This is a genomic window from Streptomyces sp. H27-H5 (assembly GCF_026627505.1).
Classification (GTDB): Bacteria; Actinomycetota; Actinomycetes; order Streptomycetales; family Streptomycetaceae; genus Streptomyces.
Genome location: NZ_JAPNLK010000021.1, coordinates 37,001 through 60,206, shown reverse-complemented (window position 1 = coordinate 60,206; position 23,206 = coordinate 37,001). Strand labels below are relative to the sequence as shown.

Genomic DNA, 23,206 nt, shown 5'->3' with positions numbered 1-23,206 from the left:
GCAGTGGCGACAGCGGGCCGGGCTGGACGCTCACGTCACCAGGCGCAGTGACGTTCCGGCGATGCCCAGCCGTACGCTCTGGCCCCAGGTCAGCACCAGGGCGTCGCTCTCCATCCCGTCGCCGAAGACCACGATCCGGTCCGACTCCACGGTCAGCTGCAGTTCCTGCCCCTGCCCCAGTTCACCGGCGACCTTCGTGGTTCCGGTCGTCGGGGAGGGCCAGGCCTCGCGCACGAACCACAGGAGCCGCCGGTCGCATGGTGCGGGCAATCCCGCGGCGCTGCCGCGCTCCAACCACAGGGAGCGCAGCCAGCCGGTGGCGCCGGTGCCGGTGCCCACCAGCACCCCGGAGGATGCCTGGGCCTCCCCCGGGCCCGTCTCGTCGTCGGAGCCCAGGCGGTAGCGGGCCGTCTGGTGACCGGGCGAGCCCAGGTAGATCTCGTTCAACGCGAGAAGGCGCTGGGTGTCGTCCGCGACGGCCTCGACCATGGTCAACTCCTCTGCCCGGCCTCCGGCGCCGATCGCCGCACGCAACAGGGCGGCCGCGTCGGCGTGGCGGTGACGGACCAGGACCCCCGGGTTGCGCCCCGGGTCGGTGTCGATGCCCACCACCGGCTGTCCCCGCAGATATTTCGCGGTGTTGGCGACCAGGCCGTCCTGGCCGACCACGACCACCACGTCCTCCGGGGCGAACAGGAAGCGGTCCAGGTCCGCCCGCTCCACCCGGGAGCTGCGCCAGGTGAGCGGCACCGCCGCGGCCACCTCCCGCAGCGCCTCCCGCGTGCGGTCGTGGCGGCGTACCACCTCGTCGATCGAACGGCCCCGGCTGGAGAGGAAGAACGCGGCCTGCCCGTGCGTCCCGTGCCGGGCGAGCAGCTCCTCGTACTCGGTTCTGCGGTGCACGAGCACCGCCCGGGGGGCCAGGCTCACGCTCCCGCGCCGCCTTCCGGACGTCCGAGCCTGGTGAGGAGCCCGGTGAGGACGTCGGGAGAGAGCGTGATGCTCTCGATCCGCGGCAGGTTCTCCGCCAGCCGGGTCGCCGCCAGGGCGTGCAGCGTGCCCGTGCCGGCTTCGCCGTGCACGCGCAGCCAGGCCGCCTGGACCTCGGCGCGCGCGGCTCCCGTCTCGCGGGCAGCCTCGGCGTCCGCGCGGGCCAGGGCGACCTTGCGGGCCGCCTCGGTCTCGGTTTGTACGCTGTCGGCCGCCGCCTTCTCCTCGGCCTCGCGACGGGCGTTGGTGCCGCGTTGGTCGATCAACTGCTCCTCGCGTCGTGCCAGTTCGATCTGACTGGCCAACTCGTTCTCGGCGATGGCGCGTTCACGCTCGACGGCGACGGCCCGCCGTTCATAGGTGGCCCGGTCCGCCTCCTGCTGGATCTGCTCGCGGGCCGGGGTGCGCAGGGCGCGCTCCACATCGGCCTCGGGGCGGATCGCCACGACCCGCACGGCCACCACCTCGATGCCGGTGGCCGGGAGCCTGGGCTCGTCGGCGAGACCGGCGGCGACCCGTTCCCGCACGGAGGCGACACCGCCCACCAGGGCGACGGCCAGCGGGGTGCGGGCGAGTACGTCCAGCTTGTGCTGCTGCGCGGTCTCGGTGAGAAGAGTGGCGATCTGCTCCAAGGGTGCGCCGCGCCAACTCCCGGTGTCCGGGTCGACGGAGAAGTCCAGTCGTTCCGCGGCCTCGGCCGGGTCGCTGATCCGGTAAGTGACGGTGGCCTGCACCGCGACGTCCTGGAAGTCGGAGGTACGGGCGTGGAACGCCATGGCCAGCTCCCGGTCGTCGACCGGCACTTCGGAAAGCGCCGCCGACAGCGACCGGTACCAGAAACTGAGCCCCCGTCCGTCGTGGACGAGCCGGCCGCGCTTGTGGTGGCGGATGTGGGTGGTGGGCGCGGAGCGCAGGTGACGCCAGCCGAAGCGCCGGGTGATGTCGGCCATGACTGAACCCCCTTCATTTCGTCAGGACGACGATAACGAGGCGGGCAGATATCGTCAAGGGGACGAAAAGAGAGGATCCGGGGCACTGGACCAGCAACAACGGAGTCCTCAAACGGATCCTCGGCTCGCGGGACGGGGCTGCCCGGTGCGGGCTCGGTGTCGTCGTCTGCGGCGCCAGTGTGACCTGCGCAGGGGGTAGTGACGGGCCGGCTGAGGTAGGCGTGGGGCACGTGGTCAGGGAGTTCGTCTTGGCGACCTGGCCGAGGTGTGGATGCGCAGTCGATTGGCCCGATTCTGAGACAACCTGCATTCGCGCCGGTTAGCCTTCACGGAAGTTCGCAGGACTCATGTGCGCACGGCGGAGGCGATAGTGACGACGAAGATGTGGATCGACCCGAGCAGTCACTGGAAAGCCACGGGGCAGCTTCAAACGGACGGTAGCTTGAAAAATGCCACCGTCGATGACAACAACGGAATCACGAGGGAACGCAACCACACGTTCTCCTCGGAAAGCGATTTCATCTCCTGGGTCAGGCGACACACCAACTGAGACCGATCTCGCGCTGATCGCGATACCGAGCACAAAACTGTCTGAGAAATGACGTGTCCGGCCGGTGGCTCGTGAGGGGCCACGGCTCTTTTGGAATCGCGATGTTGGACGGGCATGGGGCGAGCGAGCGCCTCAGCCTGGCCATACGAGACGGGTGACAGCCGACGGGATTCGGGACGTGGATTCCGGTCTCAGCACCTCAGGCCGGACACGCCGCCTGATGAGCGTGCCTTTTGCCTGTCCAGCGCCCCGGCACGGGAGCCGCATCGCGGTCAGACCCAGCGCCCACTCCTCGCCTCCGGGGCGGCCGGTTTCGGATGGAGCCTCGGCGAGACTGGCATGCCGTCTTCACGATTCGCCGAGCGAGCCCCCGCTCACGGGCGCTGAGGACGCCACCGGCCTCTTCCGCCGTCCTCGGGAGGCTCGGTCGCCGGCGGCGGCAGCGGCGCCGTTACTACAGCCAGCGGCGCACCGTGCGGGTCAGGACCGGGGGAAGGAGGTCCCTGGCCAGGCGGCGGGCCAGCGGGCTCCGCCGGCGAGGGGTGCGCCGCGACGGTACTGCCGCGGGGACAGCAACCGGCTCCGGGGCCGGGTCGGGGGCGGCCGTCTCGTGGCGGGAGCGGGGGTGCGGCGGGGGGACCGCCTTCCGGCCGGTGATCCGGATCAGGGGTGCGCCGGCCACCTCCTCCACCCCGTGCCACAGATCCTCGCGGCCGGCCAGGAACACGGCCAGTTCCGTGCGCAGCGGTTCGGGGTCGTCCCACGTCGCGTACATCTTGTGCTGGGTGATGCACAGGACGTGCAAGCGCCGCGCGTCCACGGCTCCCCAGACGGCTGCCGCGACGCCCGGGCAGTGCTCCGCCCTGAAGTCGTCGAAGACGACGACCGCTCCTGGGGCGGCCAGCAGTCGCGAGGTCTCCACGTCCGCGTGCACGTGCGCGTACAGGTGCGAGGCGTCCACGTGAACGAAGCGGCAGGAGGCGGGCCGGACGCGGTCGGGCAGGACCGCCGTCACCGCCTGCACCACCGTCGGCAACTCGTCATGGAACGAGCGGTAGTTGGCTTCGAACGCCTGGCGCGTCAGGGTCGCGTACGAGCGTCGCATCTCGTCGTCGTTGCTGTCGTCCTCGGCCGGGGAATCGAAGAGGTCGCAGACCGTGAACTCCTCCCCCTCCTTGAGGTATCCGCCGAGGAAGATGGCGCTCTTGCCCAGATAGGCGCCGAGTTCCAGGAGGTCCCCGCCACCCGACGGGTCGGCGTTCTGGCGGCTCAGGAACCAGTCGAAGAGGATCTGGTCGGCCGGCCAGAACCATCCCTTCACCTCGTCCAAACGCGTGGGCGCGGGCAGGTTCGGGAGTTCTTCGGGCTGCGCAAGCGGTGCGGTCATGAAGTGGACATCCCCGGGAGCGAGGTGGATCGGTCTGTCCGGCGAGAATGCGGGTTCCAGGTGACGGCACGGCGAACGGCCGCCGGCCGTGCAGCGGCACCCGGACGCACACTGTCGGTACACCACACGGCCCGGCCTCCCGCGCGCGACGGCAGTGTCGAAGCCCGTACTCGTAGGGCGGTCACGCCGCCGCCGACCGGGCGGCCGCCGGAGTCGCTTTGGCCGACCCCGGGCCGCTCCCCCTTCACGACCGCGGTCGTGAAGGGCTACGTCGGTGCCACGTGTGCAGCCGCACGCGGGCGGATGCCTGGCGGGACCCCGCGCGAGGGATCATCCGAACCACTTCGGGTCGAGGGCGATGGCCTTGATCTGCTCCATCGTCAGGATGGGCTTGGCCCTGGTGGCCGCCTTCGACTGGTCGCCGGTGTTGAAGGCCGACACGACGACCCGGCGCCCGTCCGGGCGCAGTGTGTCGACGCTCCACCAGACCACGCCCGAGCCGCCCTTCTCGCCCGACTTCTGCTCGGCCAGCACCCGGGTGCCGTCGGGCAGGACGATGACGCCCGCGCCCTCCATGCGGTCCTTGAGGGCCTCGCCCATGCCCTCCTGGACGTTGACTTGGACCAGCGAGGCACCCTTGCCGTCGTCGAGCACGAGGGCGCCGTAGCCGGGCTGTCCGGACCTGCGCAGGATCTTGATCCCGGACTCCAGCACCCCTACCGTGCCGCCGTGGCCCGCGTCGCCTTGACCCGAGTCACCCTGATCCGTTCCTCCCTGGTCGGGCGTCTGGCCCGTTCCGCCGGACGGCCGCGGGTCGCCCGGGGTGGCGCCGCCCTTGCCCGTGCCCTTGCCCGTGCCCTTGCCCTTGTCGGTGGTCGTGCCGGTGGTGTCGCCGGTACCGGTACCGGTGCCCGCGGAGGCGCCGGGGCTCGACCCGTGGCCCGTGTTCCCGTCCGACGCGTCCGTCCCCTCCGGCGCCTGCTGGGGCGCGGGCAGCCGGCTCAGGATCTGGCGCCACAGGGACGAGGTGGTGAAGGACTTCAACTGGGACTTGTTCAAAGGCGGGTTGGGCCGACTGACAGGCTGCCCCTTCTCGGCGGGAGCGTTCCACTCCGACACGTCGACCTGATAGCCCTCACGGGTGACCAGGACGGCCCGCCACAGCTTGGTGGGCTCGCGCTTGTCCGGGTACTCGTAGCCTTGGAAGAGGTTCAGCCTGCCGCCGTCCGGCAGTGTCTCGACAGCGCAGGAGTCATAGGGAATGAGCTCGGGATCGGGGCACTCCAGCATGTCCTCGGCCGCCTGACCGTGCGGGTCGGTGCGGGCGAGGCCCACGGAGATCGCCGCACGGCCCTTGCCGTCGTCGTACACGCCGGCCACCATCGCGTTCGGCGACTGGTCGGCGCCGCCCGGCAAGCGGGCCGTGGTGTCGCTCACCCGGCCGCCCGACAGCAACTGCCGGTAGATCTCGATCAGTCGGGCCGCAGTCACCCCACCAGCCGGCTGCGCGGGCTGCGGGGCGGGGGTGGCGGCCGGCGGGGTGGTGGGGACGGGGGCGGCGACGTTCGCCATGCCGTCCTTGCCGGTGCCGAGGAGACCGCCTCCGTAGACGCCGGCGGAGCCGACGACGGCCAAGGCCAGCGCCGAACCGCCGACGACTGCAGCCCGACGGCGGGCCACCAGCCGGCGTCCGCGCCGTTCGCCGGAGGCCACCAGGTCCGGGCGGTCGGGGACGAATCCGTCTCCTGCGCGCCGCAGGGCCGCACCGAGTTCATCTTCAAAGGGCATGCCGAGTCACCTTCCGGGTGGTGGTGGGGAAACGCGCCGGCGTGTGACCCGGCGACGGACATGACGGGAGCGAGGCATGGGGCGGCGGGCAGGATGGGCCACCGGGCTCAAGTGGCCACGAACACACTGAGGCTGCCGCCCAGTTCGGCGCGGAGGCGGGCGAGCGCCCGGGAACTGCGCGTGCGCACCGCGGCCGAGGTGACGTTCATGGCCTCGGCGGTCTCCTCGACGCTGCGGTCCTCCCAGTACCGCAGCACGAGCACCGCCCGGTCCTTGGGGGCCAGGTGGCCGAGCGCCTCCAACAGGGTCAGCCGCAGGACCGGATCGGCCCCCGCGACCGGCATCGCCGTCGTCCCGCCCGACTCGGCCGGGACCGCGAAGGGCCGTTCCCCCGCGGAGCGGCGACGCTTGTGCTTGAGGAACTCCCGTACCAGCACCGTTTGCGCGTACGCCGCCGGATTGTCGATGCCCGAGGTCCTCCCCCAGATCAGGTACATCCGACCCAGGGTCTCCTGCACGAGGTCCTCGGCGAGATGGGTGTCCCCACTCGCCAGCAGACAGGCCGACCGGTAAAGACTTCCCGCCCGGCCCTCCGCGAACTCGCGGAACCCCTCCCTGCGTGCTTGCCGCATCCCCGTCCCCCTCGCATCCGACTCACCCCATTGACGCGGCGGGGGTGGGTAAATGTTTCACCCCGCAGGGAGGGAATTAGCGGAGCTCCGGCGTCCGGGCCGTGGAAGTGGACGTGGACCACCTCGCGTTCGCATCCTCCGCCTCGTACAGCGCCCGTGCGCGACGCCATCGTCGTACGCGGTCTCCCGCCGCACGCCCGCCACCCCGGCCTCGCGGGCCCGGCGCGAGACCGTCGCGTCCGATGCCCCGTACACCGCACCGGTCCGGGGACCCGGCCCGCGCGGGAAGGCGTACGACGGGCCGCTGACCAGCCAAAGCATCCTGGAGGAGGGGTTGTTGGAGTGGGAAGGTCACCTTGGATGCACAATGAACACCGGATCGAAGAAGGGGGGTCGGGCGTGGATTCGGAACTGGTGGTCCTGGCGTCTTCGGCCGCGACCACGGTGGTCGGGCTGCTGGCCACGGACGCCTGGGAGCAGACCAAGGTGGCGGTCACCGCGCTGTGGCAGCGGGCCCGCCCGGAACAGGCCGAGGCGATCGAGGGTGAACTGCTCGCGACCCGGACCGAGTTGTTGGCGGCCCGCCAAGCCGGTGACGGCGGCGCCGAGGAGGAGCTGACGGTGGAGTGGCGGGCCCGGCTGCGTCGACTCCTGGCCGCCGATCCGGCGCTGGAGCATGAACTCCGCGCCCTCCTCGCCGAGCTGCCCCCGGTGGCGCCCTCGGCCGACCGCGGCAATCGGGTGGAGATGCAGGGCAGGGCCTCGGAGCACGCCAGGATCTACATGTCCGGCGGCGACATGCACATCACCGGACCGTGACCGGATCCGCGGCGGGCGGGGAGGCCGGGCCCGAGATCCGTGTGGAGGCCTATGCCTCCGGCTCCGGCACCATCTACGTGGCGGCGGCCGACCAGTACGTATCCAACCGGGACATGCACCTGCACTTCTGGGACGGCAGCCACCGGGTGGACCGGGTCCGGCCGGGTTCGGACGCCGGGGACGAGTGCCCCTACCCCGGCATGAGCGCCTTCGGGGTCGAGCAGGCACGGTGGTACTTCGGCCGGGACGCGCTGCGCGCCCGGCTCACCGCCCGCTTGGACGAGTGTCTGCGCGAGGGCGGCGCGCTGGCCGTCGTGGCCCCGTCCGGTGCGGGCAAGTCCTCGCTGCTGCGTGCCGGCCTCGTGCCCGATCTCGCCGCGGGTGCGTTACCGGGGTCGCGGCGTTGGCCCTGTCTGGTGTTCACCCCGACCGCCCGGCCGATGGCCGCGTTGGCCACGCACCTGGCCGCGCTGACGGGCGACGATCCGGAGGAGGTGGAGCGTCGACTCGACGCCGAACCGGAGGTGTCGGTCGCTCGTTTGCGGACCGCGCTCGCCGAGCGCGAGAGCGGCAGGCTGGTCGTGGTCGTCGACCAGGCCGAGGAGTTGTTCACCCTGGTCGGCGACGAGCGGGAACGGTACCGGTTCGTCACCGCGCTCGACGTGCTGGCCCGAGCGGGCGGTCCCGCGCTGGTCGTCTACGGCCTGCGGGCGGACTTCTACGAGCAGTGCGCCGGATACCAGCCGCTGCACGATGCTCTGGAGCACCGGCAGGTCCTCGTCGGTCCGATGGACCGGGCACAGTTGCGCGAGGCCGTGATCTTCCCGGCGCGCGAGACCGGCCTGCGGCTGGAGGAGGGTCTCGTCGAACTGCTGCTGAAGGACCTCGGCGGCACGACCGACACCAAGGAGGTGTACGACGCCGGACTGCTGCCGCACCTGGCCCACGCGCTGCGACTGACCTGGCAGCGGCGGGACGGCTCCCTGATGACCGTCGCGGGGTACCAGGCCACCGGAGGCATGCACCGTGCCGTGTCCAACAGCGCCGAAGACGCCTACCGCAGGCTGGATCCGCTCGGCCGGCAGGCCGCCGAGGTCATGTTCCGCCGCCTGGTCCGGATCGGGGACGGCCTGGACGACACACGGCGCACCGTACCCAGCGCGCAGCTGACGGAGGGATTGGACCCCGACGCGGCCCAGGCCGTGCTGTCCGGCTTCACCTCGGGACGGCTGCTCACCCTGCGGCGGGAGACGGTTGCCATCAGCCATGAAGCCCTCCTGCGGGCCTGGCCGCGGCTGCGGGACTGGGTGAACGTCCACCGAGCCGACAACCTCCTGCGCCAGCAGATCGAGGAGGACGCGGCCGGCTGGGCCGCCGCGGAACGTGACCGTTCCCACTTGTACCGGGGCAGCCGCCTGAAAGCCGCTCGGGACTGGGCGGCCGGGCACGGGCGGGGCAGCCTCTCCCCCACCGCCATGACCTTCCTCGACGCGTCGCTCCGGCAGGCTCGTCGGGCCTCCGTGCTCTTCCGCGGCTCGTTGGCGGCGCTGGTGGTACTCGCACTCCTCGCCGTCGCCGGCACGGTCACCGCGCAGATGCAGAGCCGCCGCGCCGACGAGTCGGACACGACGGCGAAGAAGCAGAGCATACTCGCGGTTGGCCGGGGCTTACGGGCGCAGGCCGAGAGCCTGCGCGACAGCGATCCCCGCACCTCGCTGCGGCTCAGCCTCGCCGCCCAGCAGGTCGACCCCACTCCGGATGGCCGGCAGGGGCTGCTCAGCACCCTTCAACGGACCCGGTTCGACGGCGCGTCACCTGACGGGGCCCTCGGGCCGGTGGACGATGTCGCCGCCTTCTTCCAAGGCGGCACCCTGTTGGCCGTCGCGGGCGACCGCGCCCCGTCCGTCGACCTGTGGGACACCGCGGACCCCGTGCGCCCGCGGCGGCTCGCCACCCTGACCGGCCTTCCCGACGAGGTCGCCCATGTCTCGCTGAGCGTCGACGGGCGCACCCTCGCCGTCGTCACCGGCGGCATCGTCGGTGCCTCCCCCGTCCACGAGCTGTCCCTGTGGGACACGACAGATCTCCGGCGCCCCCGCCGGCTACCGTTCCGTACGGGCCTGGAGGAGGTGCAGGATGCCGCCTTCAGCCCGGACGGCAGGACGCTGGCGGTCGTGGCCGGCGGCGCCGACGGCACGCTGACCCTGTGGGACATCGGCGATCCCGCCCTGCCGCGCCGGCTCTCCGCGCCGACTCCGGCGACCGATGCCGACACCGTACGGTTCAGTGCCGACGGGCATACGCTGGTCACCGCCTCCGGCCTGGGCACGAAGGACGCTTCGTTGGGGCCGGAGTCCATCACGCACTTCTCCGGCTGGCAGCTCTGGAACGTGGCGGACCCACAACGTCCGCGTGCCGTGTCCCGGACACGGGGCCACACGGCCGGCACGCTAGCCGTCAGCCCGAACGCCCCGGTGCTGGCCGTCGCCTCCGGGCACAAGCTCGCCCTGTGGCGGTTCACGAACCCGGCCGCCCCCGAAAGGCTCGCCGTACTGGAGCATCCGACCGATGTCCGGGCGGCGGCTTTCAGCCCCGACGGCCGTGCCGTCGTCACGGCATCCGAAGGGGGGCGGACCCAACTGTGGGACGTCGCGGACCCGGTCCGCCCCTCCGGACCGGCCGCGCTCCCCGGTCCCGCCAAGCCCGCCGGGTTCACCTTCAGCAGCGATGGCCGGCACGTCCTCGTGGTCGACGAATCCCGCTCGGTCTGGCGCTGGCGGGTCGCCCCGCGCAGGGCGCCCAGCCTCGCGGCCGGCCTCGACACCGGTGAGGCGGGCCTTGCCGAGGCCGCGTTCAGCCCGGACGGCAGCAGGCTGATGGTGGGCGGCTTCGCGGGCGGCGTCCATCAGTGGGACGTCCGGGACCCGGCTCACCCGCGCGAACTGCCGCCGCTCGTGAACGGGTCCGCGCATCCGGTGGAAACCCTGGCCTTCGACCGGGAGGGCACGACTCTGGCGGTCGGCACGATCGCGGACACCATCTCCGCGCGCGGCGAGCTGGTGCTCTGGGACCTGACGGACCCCGACCGGCCTCGGCAGCGGGCCGTGCTGGCCACTCCGACGGGGGTGACGTCGCTGGCATTCAGTCCGCGCACGGCGCTGCTGGTCGCGTCGGGCAGGGAACTCCCGGTGGGCAAGACCTGGGTCGGCCTCTGGGACACCGGCACGCCCGTGCCCGGCCGGCGGTACCTCCAGGAGTCGCTCAACGAACTGATCAACGACACCGACGAGCCGGCACCCGTCATCGGCCACCACATCCTGGGCACCACGCCGACCGTGTTCAGTCCGGACGGCCGACTGCTGGCCCTGCCCTCTTCGCTCTGGGACGTGTCGAACCCGTCGGCGCCCGCCCGGGTCCACCATGCCAAGCCGCCGGCCGACGCCCGTACCTCCACGCGCCATTCGCTGCTGGGGATGGACCACGCGGCTTTCAGCCCGGACGGGCGCCGGCTGGTGACGGACGACTCCGCGGGGGGCCAGGTACTCCAGTGGCCGGTCGGACAGGACGTCGGTCATGCGCCGATCGCCTCGATGCCGGTCAAGGAGGCCCACCGGGTGGTGTTCCACCCCGCCGGCCGCCTCGTCGCCACCGCCGAGAAATCGGGCTCAGTCGGCATCTGGGACGTCTCCGACCCTGCACGGCCCTCCCTCGCGGCGACCGTGGAGGAGACCGCCGAGGACATCCGCTTCAGCCCCGACGGCAGGACCCTGGCCGTGGTGTCCGGGCAGGGCGGCCATGTCCGGCTGTGGCACCTGGGCGACCTCCCCGCGACCGTCACCGACCTCACCGGCCTCGCCTGCCGGATCGTCGGCACCGGTCTCTCGGAGAAGGACTGGACGACCCGGTACGCGTCAGGCGTGCCCTATTCAGAGCACCTGCGCGAAGTAACGGCAGAAGGAGCGGCACTTTGGCGGGAAGACCCCCGCCGGTGCCATGGCGCACATCGGCTCGCTGGCGGTGAGATCAAGCGGTCAGCGCGCATACAAATGAATCCATCGAATATACGACCAGGGGTGTCGTCATCTGCGGGAAGGCTCATCAACACGACGTCACGGACGGTGGAAACCGAGCCGGTGCGATGGGCGTATCACTCTCGATGATTCGAATGGAGCTGTTGTGGCGGTAGAGCGAACAGGAGTCAACCCGTGGGCGTGGTCATTGGAGATGGGGTACAGCCAGGGTGAGATCGTCTCCGGGCAGACCCGAACCCTGTACTGCGCCGGGCAAACCTCGATGGGCGACGACGGCAAGCCCCGGCACGACGGTGACATGGGAGCGCAGCTGGCTCTGAGCCTCGACAACCTGGAGGCCGTGCTCGGCGAGGCCGGCATGTCACTCGCGAACCTCGTCCGACTCAATGTCTACACCATCGACGTCGATCGACTGTTCGAACATCACGACCTGCTGAAGTCGCGGCTGAGCGCCGCCGGGGTCACACCGTCGATGACGATGCTCGGGGTGGAACGGCTGGCCATGCCCGCCCTGATGGTCGAACTTGAGGGAACCGCCGTCGGGTGACGCGACATCGCCGCCTCCGGCAGAAGACCTGCCGGAGGCGGCACGCGGAGCAGGCGGGTTCCAGCAGCGGTCAGCCGCGACGGGGACCGGCCCTGTCGGGAGGTCCGGCGGCGTGGCCTGGGTCGTCTCTTTCGGATCTTGTCGGTGAGGGCCGCGGTGTCCGGTGCCGTGCCTGGCAAGGCGGAGGGGCGCTCGTGTACTGGACGTACTCGGGTGCCCCGACAACGCCGCCAGGGGCGGTGCCGGGCACCGCGGCCCCGGCAAGCTCCGAAAGAGACGGCTAGTGCTGTGACCGGAAAGGTTCACCGTGTCACGGCGCCCGGCACGGCACCTCGCCGCGTTGTCGAACCGCCCGAGTACGTCCAGTACAAGCGGCAGTCCTCCGCCTTGCGATGCACCACACCGGACACCGCGCCCCGGCAAACCTTTCCGGTCACAGCACTAGGAGGACCTGCGGCGCAGAGCGCGGCGAACCCCGTAGAGAACCACGAGCAGCACGATGACGACGATGATGACGATCAGGAGTGTCTTGAAGAACCCACCCTTCTTCTTGCTCTTCTTGGCCTTCTTGTTCCCGGTGGTGGCCAGGACGGGGGCGCTCTTCGGCGCCTGGATCCCGGTCACCGCGCCCGCACCGGACGAGAGACCGCCCTGCGAGAGCGCGACGGTGACGGGAGCCTGCCGCACCGTCGGCGCGGCCGCCGCTGCCGACGCCGCTCCAGGGCCGAGCAGGAGGCCGGCGAGCACGAAGAGGGGTACGAATGCCACCGCCACGGGGTGCCTTCTTGAGATCTTGCGCTTCGTCACTGTCTCCCCTTGTCTGTGACGCTCCGACCGGGGCCGGGCGAATTCCGGCCGGCCTGAGGCCTTGGAGCATCGTCGACGAGTTCGACCGCCTCGGCAAGGGGATGCGTGCGGCAACACCGTGTCCGCGCGTTCCGCGGCGGCGCGGGCCCGCCCTGCGCGGGGTGCCCTACTCGCCGCTTCCGACGCCGCGATCGGGTGCGCTCATGTCTCCCGTCGCGGGCGTTCCGTCGGCGATGCCGTAACGCAGGTACACGGTGCCCTTGGGGCTCGCTGCCGGGGGTGCGAGGAGGGTGACGTTGGTGGGAACCGCGCCATCGTCGAACACCTTCTTGCCCACGCCCAGCACGATCGGATGCACCCAGAGGTCGAGACGGTCGAAGAGCTTCTCGCGCAGGAGGCTCTGTACGAGGTTCAGGCTCCCGACGACCTTCACGTGCTGGTGCCGTTCACGGATCTCACGTACCGCGGCGGCGAGGTCCGGGCCCAGCTGTGTGGACCCGGCCCACGAGAGGTCGGGCTTGCCGCGGGAGGCCACGTACTTCGGGACACTGTTGAAGAGCGTGGCGATCTCGCTGTCCTCACCACCCTTCTGGTGAGGCCAGTAGGCGGCGAAGATGTCGTACGTCCGCCGGCCGAGCAGCAGGGCGTCCGTGCCTTCGTACGCGGCACCGACCTGTGCCCCGGCGACCTCGTCCATCAGGGGCGCCTGCCAGCCGCCGAACGGGAACCCCACGGGGTCCTCGTCGGGGCCGCCGGGCGCCTGCCCGATGAGGTCGAGGGTCGCGAACATCTCGATGTGGATGAGGCCCATGGCTTACTCCCGATGCGTCGACTGTCTCCCTCAAGAGATAGACCGGCGAGAGCCCGCAAACTCATCGCCGCGCCAGAAACCGGCTTGCCGTTCTCCCGGAACCTCGCCGATGGCGCCCTGCCCGCACCGCATCAGCACCACCGCCGGGACCCGCCACACCTTCCTGACCTCATGCATTCATGAGCGAGGAGGTTCAGTGCTCGCAGAGGGAGAATTCTCGCTCGTAAAGCTGCTCGTTGTGTTCGTCGACGAAGAACTTGCGTTCCCGCATGAGTTCTTCGCGGTAGTTCTTGGCCTGCTCAAGGGTCATGGTCGAGGTGTCGGACCAGGGTTGTTGCGGGGGCACGTCGGATGTCGAAACGATCTTCTCCGAAGGGTCGACCAGGAAGAACGCCAGAATCTTTCGGTATCCCGGGCGCGTGGCATCGGTCAGGCGGAATGAGCCGACGCGGTGTTGCAGGATGTTCGGGAACGCCAGGCAGCGGCCCGCCGGGGTCGCTGTCGATCCCAGCACCTGGTTCAGTGCTTCTTCGTTCTCCAGGCCGTAGACCTCACGCATGCCGTTGTCGTCGTTCTGTTCGTAGTCCGGGTCGTCGAGTGCCGCACGGAAACCCAGCCGGCTTTCGGTGATGTTCTCGCTGTCCCAGTAGTAGATGCCGGTCGATACGATCCGCTCGTTCAACATCCCCTCGACATGCCAGGAGCCGCCGGCGTACTCGGGCTTGTCCGGAGTGAGATGAATGGTGGCGAGCTTGACGATGACTTGGAGACGGCGGCCGCGCAGGTCGACCCGGGCGGATTCGTCGGGCAACTCGGGCGGGGTGAAGGCCGGGGCGTCCGGGACGGCCGGGCGGCGGTTCTCCCACCAATCGTTGTGGGCCGCTTCCCAGGCATCGCGGGCTTCTGCGAAGGCTGCGTCATCACCGTAGGAGGTCTTGTTCGGATACTCCGGCTCCGAGTCGTACCACCCGTAGGGATTGGCCTCGATCCGCAGGGGCCGCGGATGCAGCAGATCCGTGAGCACGTTCTCAAACATCGGACGCAGGCACGCGAACAAGTCCGGCAGGACGGAGACCAGTTCGCGATGAGTGTCGGGGTGGACGTTGTTGACGTACGAGCGGAAGGCGACGGCGCCGTCGTCACTGACGTCGACGTCCGTGGGCAGCCACTGGAACTTCTCCGAGAACTCGTACCTCGCGTAGCGGTCCGTCGGGTTCTGCCAAGCCTTCTCGGGTGCCCCGCTCACCTCTCTCACCAGGCAGAACAGTGAGGGATGGACCAGATCCAGTACCTGGCCGTCGGATCCGGGATGCCAGTCCCGCTCTTCTTCGGAGACCTGCTCCAGCACCCGAACCGCCTCGCGCAGCCGGGATCCGAGCGTGTCATCGACCAGTGTGTCCGAATGCCACACCCCGTCGACGGCGGACACCTCGACGCCGGTCCGTCCGTCGCGGAGCGCGGCGTAGTGCGCGAGTTCGGCGAGCACGTAACGCACCTGCGCTTCGGTGAGGCCCTGGGCCATCGCTTCCTGCGTCCATCTGGCGACGATGTCGGCATCGTTCATCTTGTCGAACCACCCCGGCTTCTCCCGGATGAGCGCGCTGCACTGCATCATCTGAAGTTCCCGCAGTGTTCGGGGTGTCGCGAACGATATGGAACGGGACGTTTGAAAGGGCAGCGGGAAAGCAGACTGGGCGGTCAATTCTCTTGTTCCTTGCAGTCGGTGTGCGGTGGCCGGAAGGATACTTCAGCACACTGACATCGCAGCCTTGGCCCCTGTCATCATCCGAGGGTCTGCCGGCTCCCGGTGTGCAGCCGGCGCGGCCCGAACCGGCGGAGGCGGCGAAGCCGAAAACAGGGGTGCCGGTGTGGCGCGCGGGGCTGGCCTGGTCGGCGCTGTCGGTGGACTACCAGCGCATCCTGCAGGCCCTCAGCGACCGTAACCGACTCGGTCAAGGAGCGTTGACGTGCCAGGAGATGGCCGCCTGCTTCGGCCTGGACCCCGTACCGGGAAAGGTGGAGGCACTGCGATCGAAGGCCAAGCGGCTGACGGCGCGCGGCTGGCTGATCGAGCCGGCACCTGGCCGATTCACGCTCGCGAAGGACGTGGCCGGGCAACGCGGCGGGGCATGAGCATCGTCATCGACCAGTAGACCATCGCCTCCGCGCTGGCGATGGAACGCTCGAAGTCGCGCACGAGACGGCGACTTCGCATCAGGTGGGCGTAGAACCGCTCGACGATCCACCGCTTGGGCAGCACGACGAAGCCGCGCATGTCGTCGCTGCGTTTGCCAATGGCGAGGACCAGGGCGAGGGCCGCGAGGCAGTACTCGACGAGGCTGCCGGTGCATCCGCCGTCGGCCCAGACCAGGGCCAGCAGGTAGTGCGCGGCAGTGACCTGGGTGAGCAGGACCTGGGCCGCGCCAGCGCCGGAAGAACGCGTAGACCCGGTTCCACGGTGGGAAGTCGGCAGGCAAGGCCCGCCACTTCGTGCCGTTGTCGACCAGGTAGCGCATCGCGTCCAGCATCGCGCGGTGGCAATAAGCCTCCGGTTGCCCGCCCCGGCCCCGCAGCCGGCCAACAGCGCCCGCTACGTCCTACTTCTCCTCCGGCTCCCAGGCGCGGAGCAGGTCGAGCAGCCCTGCGTCTCCGTCAACGTGCAAGGAGTCGGCCTGGATCCGGTCGTACAGGTAAAGGACCAGCTCACTGGCCGTGCCGTGGACGGAGGCGCCGGCTGCGTCCGAGTCTTCGCCGGTCGCGGCGGTGGGCACGGGGATGCGGGTGGTGCGTGCGCCGTCGCCGTCGACGGTGAGGCGCCAGGAGCGGCCCTCGGCGGCGTGGAAGTCGAAGGCCGTGGGCTTGTGCGGCCAGGCACTCGGCGTTGCGCAGACGGTGAACAGGAACTCCTCCACACCGTCGAGTGCCGGCTCGACCGGCAGCGGCTGCGGGGCGCCCCCGGCGAGCTGGGCGTCGTAGGTGTGCACCGCGGTCTCCTGGACCCGATGCCGGGCGGTGCCGCCGGCGGTCTGCGGTGACTGCGACGCGGGCCACCACGTCCAGCAACCGCTCTTCGGTCCCGCCGCGCGCAGGGCGCCCAGCAGAAGCTGCGTCGACGCGTCCAGCCAGGCCAGCAGGGCCTCACGCTCCTGCGGCACTTCCAGCGCGGCGCGCGCGGCGACGGCCTCGGCCGGGGGAGCGTCGGCAGACCCCGCGCCTACGATGGCGGCCCAGAAACGGTCTCCCCCACCCAGGTGCTTCACCAGATCGAACAGCGTCCACCCGGGGCAGGTCGGCACCTGCGCGTCGAGACCGGGCGCGGCGGCGACCACGGCGCGGAAGGCGGTCGACCGTTCATCGATCAGTCGCAACAGGTCAGGGAACTCAAGATTCTTTTCCACGCCGGATGTCTATCACCGTGCTCCGGTGATCGGACAGCGATTTTCACAGTCGCCGCCAGTTGGCCATTGCGGACGTCCTCGCCTCCCACCGCTCGGGTGACAAGCTGCGCACTGCTGCGAGGACGCTGGTGGTGGCGGTACGCCAGGCGTCGTGCCTGTGGGTGCTCTGGCCTCGCCGTGCGGCCGGGCACCTCGGCGACGTGACGTCCACCCAGTGCGCGCGGTCATGCAGCCGCTCAATGTGATGGACGCGGAGGTCACGACGGCGGGGGAGGACCGGTCGGGTCGGGAGTTCAGGTGACTCCCGTTCGACCAGCACTCCTCAAGTCCGGAACAACAACAGCCACTTAGGCCTCCGCACGTACGCTTGTGGTCCCCACCTCCAGGTCCGGCGGCAGTCCGGGGACGGGAACCGGCGCGTGCCGGATCCCCTCTTGGTGAGGGACCGAAGGGGGAAGTGGATGGTGGGGAAGACGGTTCCGGGGGCCGGGCGCGTGGTGGTGGCGGGGCTCCTGTGCGTCCTGATGGCGGGGTGCGGCAACACGGCGGCGGGAGGGGCGGCGGCAGGGCCTGCGCCCGTGCCCTCTCTCTCGCCGACCGCCGATTGCGGCCTCGACACGACGACTGACGACCCGAGCAGCGGATACGCGGGCCCGCCCACCGACGAGCAGACCGGCGGATACGCCGGTCCACCCACGGACGAGGAGACCGGCGGATACGCCGGCCCACCCACCGACCAGGAGGCCACGGCCGGCGGCGCCGGTCCGCCGACCGACGGGGAGATCGGCAACGGGGGCGGCCCCTGCGGGCCGGCGGACTGGTTCGACTTGACCCGGGATTTCCAGGGCTACCTCGGGGAGCACCTCACCAAGGCCGACGACGGCACCGTCTCCCAGCAGTCCGTACGCGAGACCCGCGTACGGAAGGTGAGCGCCGCCGGCGAGGCGCGGATCACCTTTGTCTCCTACTTCACCGACGACGCGCTCAGCCGCAACGCCGCGCTCCGCCTGGCCCGACTGTTCGCCGACTGGCGGCGCGAGGTCTACGGCGACACGGGCAAGGTGTCGGTCCGCACCACCGAAGGGACGGTCCTCGTCACCTCGGCCTGGTGACCCCCGCAGCCGCGCGTCCCCCACACCGCGCTGTGGTGCGCGGCTGTGGGGTCCACCGCCCCGATCCCGTCCGGCCCCGGACCCCGCCGGCGGCCACTGACCGCGCGGCGTCTCCTGCTGAAGCTCCGCTGCGGCGACGGCGCGTGGGCGTGCTCCCGCCGGGACTACCGGGCGTCGCGCCGCCGACGCGCGCGCTCGAACTCGGCGACATCCGACATCCAGGGACCGTGCTGTTCGAGTGCGGCGCAGCCGCCGCCGACGAAGGCGCTCACCATTCTCCGGTATCCGCCGATCCCGTCGACCAGGCTGTACTCGACCCGGTACTCCGGATCCGACCCGCCTTCGCCCTTGCGCAGCGTCGTGATCCGGGCGAGGGAGTCCGCGTAGAAGTGGAGCTGGATCCCTTCGCCCATCTGCTCGTCCTCGATGGTGAACACTTCGTTGTCCGCGGCAGAGCGGTCGCCGACGAACTCCCAGAACTCGGCGGTGGCGGCGCGGGGACCGTCCCGGACCCACTTCTGCTCGGCGCCCTTGTCGTCGGTGAACGACAGGGCCGTCTTCCTCGCACTCCCACCGAGGCCGGCGCGGTGGCCGTCGGCCTCCTCGCCGTCCTCCATGGGGGTGTTCCTGGAGCGGTCCGCAGCCTCCGAGCACATCAGGACGCTCACGGTACGCACCGCGTCATCGACGAGCTCAGGGTGTGCACGGCGCAGGACCGCTTGGACCGTGGTCTCCATCCGATTCCAGTCGCGCTTCTCCGTGGCGCGCTTTCCCCGTCGCGGATCGCGGCCGATCCGCATCCCGGCGCACGCCTGCTCCGCGGTGGCGATCACCCGCATGACCCGGGGCAGCAGCGCGGGGTCGACGGCATCGGGCATCCGCTTGGGAACCGTCGCGCCGTGCAGATGCCGGCCCGTGTACTTCAGCATCGCGGTGTCGAGTGGACCGAGTACCGCTCCGCGCTCGGCGCGACGGCGGTTCGCGTGGTATTCCTGAGCTCGTTTCCCGTTTGACGTCTCTGTCGCGGCACGCATCGCCGCGCATACCTGACCACGCTCGAGGAGCCCGATGTCGGCCCCGTGGGCGATGAGCCGGCTCCTGTCCCACCGGATGTGCTGGAAGAGCGCGTCGACGTCCGCGGGCGCGGCAGGGAGGATCGGGTCCAGGAGCGCGACGGCGGCGTTCTCGTCGAGCCGGCCCCGGGTTCCGGCGTCGTCGCACAGTGGAAGGACCGCACTCCACAGCAGCAGGTGTCTGGCCAGGTCCTCTCGGATCACCGCAAGATGGGCTTCGCTGATCGAGAACGTGAACGTGCGAGGCTCGTGATTGGCGTCGGCCCCGGCACCGAGCATCAGCTTCAGCTGGCCGCCCTCCCGGATCACCTTCGGGATCCATCCGCTGTTGCGCGCGAAAACGATGTCCTTCATGGAATCAGTCTTTCCCCGGTACGGCGCCGGCCGGTATCACGGCGATGTCGCAGCCCATCCGCCACCGTCTGTTTACGACCATCGTGCGAATTCGGCGTCGAGGCGTGGGTCGGTGCGCACCCAGACTTCGCCGCCGGCGGCCTCGGTCGGGGCGTCGACGCGTTCGAGGCCGAGGAACTCGATCAACTTGAGCAGTTCGGCTCGTTCGGCTCGGTCTTCGTCGACATCATGCGAGTCGAAGAAGACGTAGTACTGGTCGCTCGGGTCCACGTAGCCCGAATCAGCCCAGATGCGGGCGACTTCTTCGGTCGCCGCTGCTTGCGTCGTGATCGTGGCGGCGCGGGCGGCGCCGCGAGTCTCCGGTGACGCGTCGAGGTCGGCGAGGTCGGAGAACCACTGGCCGAAGCGGTCGAGGCCGGCATATCCGTTCTCGAAGAACAGCATCGCGCTCGGAAGGTAGCGATTGCCCCGGTCGATCTGGAGGTATTCCGACCGGGGTTGGTTCGCATCCTTGGTCCGGGAGATCACACCTTGCCCGGGCATGAGTACCAAACTCTGCCCCGAGGGTTCATCGTTGATGGTGTAGGTGTCGGAATCTCGACCACGGAAGAACGCGGAGAACGCCACATAGGCTTCCTGAGGGTCGCCCACGGAGACCTGCTGGTCCTTGCCATCGCCGACAGTGAAGACGAACTGTTTCGGTCCGGGCTTGTAGGGGCGAGCCATATGCGTCCTTCGTTCACGTGTGCCAGCTCAACCAGCGTAGTCGAATCAGAGACGACGGACCTGCCGTTCATCACCGACGAACAGCATCGTTTGTCCTGCTCTTTCATCTGAATGACCATTGATCTCGTCACAGATGGTGGTCAACGGAGAGGTGGGGCATGACATTCCGCAACGACGTGCGGCGAGGCGTGGCCATCCTGGCGGATGACCTCACCAGCGCAGGGGACGGTGCCGCGCCGTTTCGCCAGGCAGGTCACGATGCCCGGATCCTGCTCGCCACCGAGGCAGACGTGCCGCGGTACGCCGCGGAGGTGAGTGCGGTCGACCTTGGTAGCCGAGTGCTGGACGAGGAGGCCGCCGCTTTGCGTACGTGGCGGGCGGCCCGCCGGTTCGCCGGCTGCGAGCTGCTCTTCAAAACGGTGGATTCCACCCTGCGCGGTCATGTCGCGGCGGAGGTACGGGCTGCCTGGACGGGATCGCGCAGGCAAGCCGTCGTCATCGCTCCGGCCTTTCCCGCGGAGGGCAGGTACCGCCCCGGCTGCCGTGCCGGTCAGCGCTCCAGGTCGCACTCGTCGGCGGGGAGGACGGTGTCGGTGCCTTGGAGGGTGACGGGGCTGAGGGTGTCCGCGACGGCGGAGACTCCGACGGTGCACACGAGCTGCTTGCGGGCCAGCTTCGGCAAGTCGGCCACGGGGAACGGGACGCGGACCGTCATCCCCTGCTCCTGCGAGTACGGACTCACGGTCACGGCGTCCGCCTTCCCGGCGGGCAGCCGGGGCAGCGCCGTGGTGAGGCCGGCCTCCCCGGCCCGACCCATGGGGCCGTCCAGCAGCAGGCGAACAAGTGCCGGGGGCGCGAGGGCATAGCCGTCGAACAGGGTGAAGGGTGCGGGGACGAGCCGGTCGCCCTCCTTGGAGACGAAGTAGAGGACGGTGCTCTTGCCGGACCCGGAGACCTTGACGGTGGCGGCGTGGCCGCTCTCGATCACCCCGGTGCGCTTGATCCCGCATCCGGTGAGCAGCAGGGCGCAGCCCGTCAGCACAGCCGTGGCCGCGACGGCCCGGGAGCTCGTTCTCCGGTGTGTCATGCGCGGGCCTCCACTGGCATGTCGATGGTGAAGACGGCTCCCCCGGAAGGCCCGTTGCCCGCGAGGAGAGTGCCGCCGTGCAGGTGGACGTTCTCCCGGGTGATGGCGAGCCCGAGGCCGCTGCCGGCGGACCGGGTCCTCGCCGCGTCGGCCTTGAAGAAACGGTCGAAGATGTGCGGCAGCACCTCGGGCGCGATGCCGGGCCCACGGTCGGCCACCTCGATCACCAGGCGGTCGCCGTCCTGGCCGTCTTCGGCCGGCGCGGTCCGTACGGTGATGCGGACCGGGGCGCCGCCGTGCCGCAGCGCGTTGCCGACGAGGTTGGCGAGGATCACGTCGAAGCGGCGCGGGTCGAGCCGGGCGCGTACCTCGTCGGGCAGTTCGGTGACGACGCGGTCGTCGTCCCAGTGGCGTCGTTCGAGGGTCTTGCGCACGGCTTCGGCGATGTCGACGTCGTCGAGGTTGAGTTCGGCCGCGCGGGCGTCGAAACGGGAGATCTCCATGAGGTCCTCGACGAGGACGGCGAGTTTGCCGGTCTCGGCGCTGATCAGCCGCAGGGCCTTGGCGGTGTCGGCATCGAGGCTCTCGGCGTCCTCGTCGAGGACCTCGGTGACGGCGAGCATCCCGGCGAGGGGGGTGCGCAGTTCGTGGGAGACGTCGGAGGCGAACCGGCGGGCGCGGACCTCGGCCTGCCGCAGTTCCTCCACGGAGCGTTCCAGCGCGCCGGCCGTCTCGTTGAAGGTCCGGGCGAGTCCGGCGAGCTCGTCGGCGCCCCTGACCTCGATCCGGGTGTCCAGTTCCCCCCGGCCCATCCGCTGGGCAGCGGTGCGCAGTCGGCGTACCGGACGGAGCACGCTACGGGCGGCGAGCAAGGCGGGCACGACGGCGATGGCCAGGCCCGGGACGGCGCCCTGTTTGGCAGCATCGACCATGGCCTCGACGGTCTGCCGCTCGGTGGAGAGGGGAACGCTGGCGAAGAAGACGGCCCCGGTGGATTCCTTGAATCCGTTGTGTTGGAAGACGGCGGGGACGCCCACCGTGAGCCAGGGTTTGCCGCGCTCGTCCTCGACTCGCTGGAAGGCGGTGTAGTCGTGGCGGCGGACCTTCTCGCGCAGGTCGTCGGTGATCACGCCGGAGGTCGGTGTGTCGGGATTGGTGGAGACGCGCAGGCTGCCGTACTCACCGAAGACGATCCACGGGTGCGGTTTGCCGCGCTTGCCGAGTTCGATGACGACCCGTTGCAGCTCCGCCTGGTCCAGCGGGAGGCGTATCTCCAGCTGTTCGACCTGGTCCCGCAGGGTGCTGACGGCGGTGTCCTGGGTCTGCTTGAGGATTGCGTTGCGTGCCTGCTGGTAGGTGAGAGCGGCGGTGGTCACCGCGCTGATCGCGGCGACCAGCAGGAAGGCGGCGATCAGCCGGGTGCGCAGACCCAGGGGTGCTATGCGTCGCACCGTGGCCTACAGGGGCCCGAAGCGGTAGCCGAAGCCCCGCACGGTCTGTACGTAGCGGGGGCTCGCGTGGGGGGCCTCGACCTTGGTGCGCAGCCGGCGGACGCAGGCGTCCACGAGCCGGGCGTCGGCGTGGTAGCTGTGGTCCCAGACGTACTCCAGGAGCTGCCGGCGGGAGAAGACCTGCTCGGGCGAGGCCGACAGGTGCAGCAGGAGCTTGATCTCGCTGGGGGCGAGGGGCACGCGTTCACCGTTCTTGGCGACGCTCAGCCCGGCGCGGTCGATGGTGAGTTCGCCGTGGTGCTCGATCCCGGGGCGGGCGCCCACCGGGTCGCTGAGGCGGCGCAGTACGGCTTTGATGCGGGCCTCGATGACCTCGGTGCGGGCGGGTTTGACGATGTAGTCGTCGGCCCCGGCCTCCAGGCCGACGACGATGTCGAAGTCGTCGCCGCGTGCGGTGAGCATGATGATCGGCACCTGGTTGTCCTCGCGGATGCGGCGGCAGACCTGGACGCCGTTGATGCCCGGCAGCATCAGGTCGAGCAGGACGAGCTCGGGACGGAAGCCGCCCATCAGGGCGAGTCCCTCCTCCCCGGTCTCGGCGGAACTCACTTCGTGGCCGCGGCGGCGCAGGCCGAGGCCCACGCCCTCCCGGATGGAAGGGTCGTCCTCGATCAGCAGTACACGTGGCATCCC

The 23,206-nt window shown here is 70.3% G+C and carries 18 protein-coding genes and 2 pseudogenes; 6 read left to right on the top strand and 14 right to left on the bottom strand.

Features of this window, described 5'->3' with window-relative positions:
• Window positions 1–30 precede the first annotated feature (30 nt).
• The 5 genes from OTB19_RS13340 to OTB19_RS13320 all read right to left on the bottom strand — a co-directional run bounded on the left by OTB19_RS13340 (window position 31) and on the right by OTB19_RS13320 (window position 6,297).
• A complete protein-coding gene (locus OTB19_RS13340) occupies window positions 31–930 on the bottom strand; it encodes a hypothetical protein (RefSeq protein WP_267798353.1) in 900 nt (299 codons plus the stop codon).
• Entirely contained in the window at window positions 927–1,940 is a 1,014-nt protein-coding gene (locus OTB19_RS13335) for an SPFH domain-containing protein (protein WP_267798351.1), read from the bottom strand. The genes OTB19_RS13340 and OTB19_RS13335 overlap by 4 nt, the downstream gene beginning before the upstream one ends.
• A 1,004-nt stretch (window positions 1,941–2,944) precedes the next feature.
• On the bottom strand, window positions 2,945–3,877 hold the full coding sequence (locus OTB19_RS13330) for a class I SAM-dependent methyltransferase (protein ID WP_267798350.1): 933 nt from the start codon (window positions 3,875–3,877) through the stop codon (window positions 2,945–2,947).
• Between the two features lie 330 nt (window positions 3,878–4,207).
• Window positions 4,208–5,665: a hypothetical protein gene (locus tag OTB19_RS13325; RefSeq protein ID WP_267798348.1), complete on the bottom strand. Its 1,458-nt coding sequence runs from the start codon at window positions 5,663–5,665 to the stop codon at window positions 4,208–4,210.
• 107 nt (window positions 5,666–5,772) lie between these two features.
• Window positions 5,773–6,297, bottom strand: coding sequence for a SigE family RNA polymerase sigma factor (locus OTB19_RS13320; RefSeq protein ID WP_267798346.1), 525 nt, complete (start codon window positions 6,295–6,297; stop codon window positions 5,773–5,775).
• 399 nt (window positions 6,298–6,696) lie between these two features.
• Here OTB19_RS13320 and OTB19_RS13315 point away from each other — a divergent pair, with 399 nt between their 5' ends.
• The 3 genes from OTB19_RS13315 to OTB19_RS13305 all read left to right on the top strand — a co-directional run bounded on the left by OTB19_RS13315 (window position 6,697) and on the right by OTB19_RS13305 (window position 11,694).
• A complete protein-coding gene (locus OTB19_RS13315; RefSeq protein WP_267798344.1) occupies window positions 6,697–7,116 on the top strand; it encodes a hypothetical protein in 420 nt (139 codons plus the stop codon).
• Window positions 7,113–11,276, top strand: a complete 4,164-nt coding sequence (locus OTB19_RS13310) for a hypothetical protein (RefSeq protein ID WP_267798342.1) — start codon at window positions 7,113–7,115, stop codon at window positions 11,274–11,276. Before OTB19_RS13315 ends, OTB19_RS13310 begins: the two co-directional genes overlap by 4 nt.
• 64 nt (window positions 11,277–11,340) lie before the next feature.
• On the top strand, window positions 11,341–11,694 hold the full coding sequence (locus OTB19_RS13305) for a RidA family protein (protein ID WP_267798341.1): 354 nt from the start codon (window positions 11,341–11,343) through the stop codon (window positions 11,692–11,694).
• 441 nt (window positions 11,695–12,135) lie between these two features.
• Here OTB19_RS13305 and OTB19_RS13300 read toward each other — a convergent pair whose 3' ends face one another.
• The 3 genes from OTB19_RS13300 to OTB19_RS13290 form a co-directional block, all read right to left on the bottom strand.
• A complete protein-coding gene (locus OTB19_RS13300; protein WP_267798340.1) occupies window positions 12,136–12,462 on the bottom strand; it encodes a hypothetical protein in 327 nt (108 codons plus the stop codon).
• A gap of 205 nt (window positions 12,463–12,667) precedes the next feature.
• Window positions 12,668–13,312, bottom strand: a complete 645-nt coding sequence (locus tag OTB19_RS13295; RefSeq protein WP_267798339.1) for a dihydrofolate reductase family protein — start codon at window positions 13,310–13,312, stop codon at window positions 12,668–12,670.
• Window positions 13,313–13,505: 193 nt separating this feature from the next.
• Window positions 13,506–15,014, bottom strand: a complete 1,509-nt coding sequence (locus OTB19_RS13290; RefSeq protein WP_267798338.1) for a DUF4246 domain-containing protein — start codon at window positions 15,012–15,014, stop codon at window positions 13,506–13,508.
• Between the two features lie 107 nt (window positions 15,015–15,121).
• Between OTB19_RS13290 and OTB19_RS13285 the strand changes: the two are divergent.
• Window positions 15,122–15,445 (top strand): annotated as a pseudogene (locus tag OTB19_RS13285) (hypothetical protein); the annotation flags it as partial.
• 464 nt (window positions 15,446–15,909) lie between these two features.
• Here OTB19_RS13285 and OTB19_RS13280 read toward each other — a convergent pair.
• Entirely contained in the window at window positions 15,910–16,710 is an 801-nt protein-coding gene (locus OTB19_RS13280) for a maleylpyruvate isomerase family mycothiol-dependent enzyme (RefSeq protein WP_267798337.1), read from the bottom strand.
• A gap of 461 nt (window positions 16,711–17,171) precedes the next feature.
• Between OTB19_RS13280 and OTB19_RS13275 the strand changes: the two genes are divergently transcribed.
• Window positions 17,172–17,822: a hypothetical protein gene (locus OTB19_RS13275; protein ID WP_267798336.1), complete on the top strand. Its 651-nt coding sequence runs from the start codon at window positions 17,172–17,174 to the stop codon at window positions 17,820–17,822.
• A gap of 164 nt (window positions 17,823–17,986) precedes the next feature.
• Here the strand turns inward: OTB19_RS13275 and OTB19_RS13270 are convergent, their stop codons facing one another.
• On the bottom strand, window positions 17,987–19,249 hold the full coding sequence (locus OTB19_RS13270) for a DUF6357 family protein (protein WP_267798335.1): 1,263 nt from the start codon (window positions 19,247–19,249) through the stop codon (window positions 17,987–17,989).
• A gap of 72 nt (window positions 19,250–19,321) precedes the next feature.
• Window positions 19,322–19,975, bottom strand: coding sequence for a DUF6357 family protein (locus OTB19_RS13265; RefSeq protein WP_267798334.1), 654 nt, complete (start codon window positions 19,973–19,975; stop codon window positions 19,322–19,324).
• Between the two features lie 158 nt (window positions 19,976–20,133).
• On the opposite strand from OTB19_RS13265, the pseudogene OTB19_RS43610 reads away from it, so the two are divergent.
• Window positions 20,134–20,493, top strand: a pseudogene (locus OTB19_RS43610) (four-carbon acid sugar kinase family protein); the annotation flags it as partial.
• A gap of 32 nt (window positions 20,494–20,525) precedes the next feature.
• On the opposite strand, the gene OTB19_RS13260 reads toward OTB19_RS43610, so the two are convergent.
• Genes OTB19_RS13260 through OTB19_RS13250 form a run of 3 tightly spaced genes read right to left on the bottom strand, consistent with a single transcriptional unit; the run spans window position 20,526 to window position 23,203 of the window.
• Entirely contained in the window at window positions 20,526–21,062 is a 537-nt protein-coding gene (locus OTB19_RS13260) for a hypothetical protein (RefSeq protein WP_267798333.1), read from the bottom strand.
• Window positions 21,059–22,513 (bottom strand): sensor histidine kinase, encoded by a 1,455-nt coding sequence (locus OTB19_RS13255; protein ID WP_267798332.1) that lies wholly within the window; start codon window positions 22,511–22,513, stop codon window positions 21,059–21,061. Before OTB19_RS13255 ends, OTB19_RS13260 begins: the two co-directional genes overlap by 4 nt.
• Before the next feature lie 6 nt (window positions 22,514–22,519).
• Window positions 22,520–23,203, bottom strand: a complete 684-nt coding sequence (locus tag OTB19_RS13250; protein WP_267798331.1) for a response regulator transcription factor — start codon at window positions 23,201–23,203, stop codon at window positions 22,520–22,522.
• Between the last annotated feature and the right edge of the window lie 3 nt (window positions 23,204–23,206).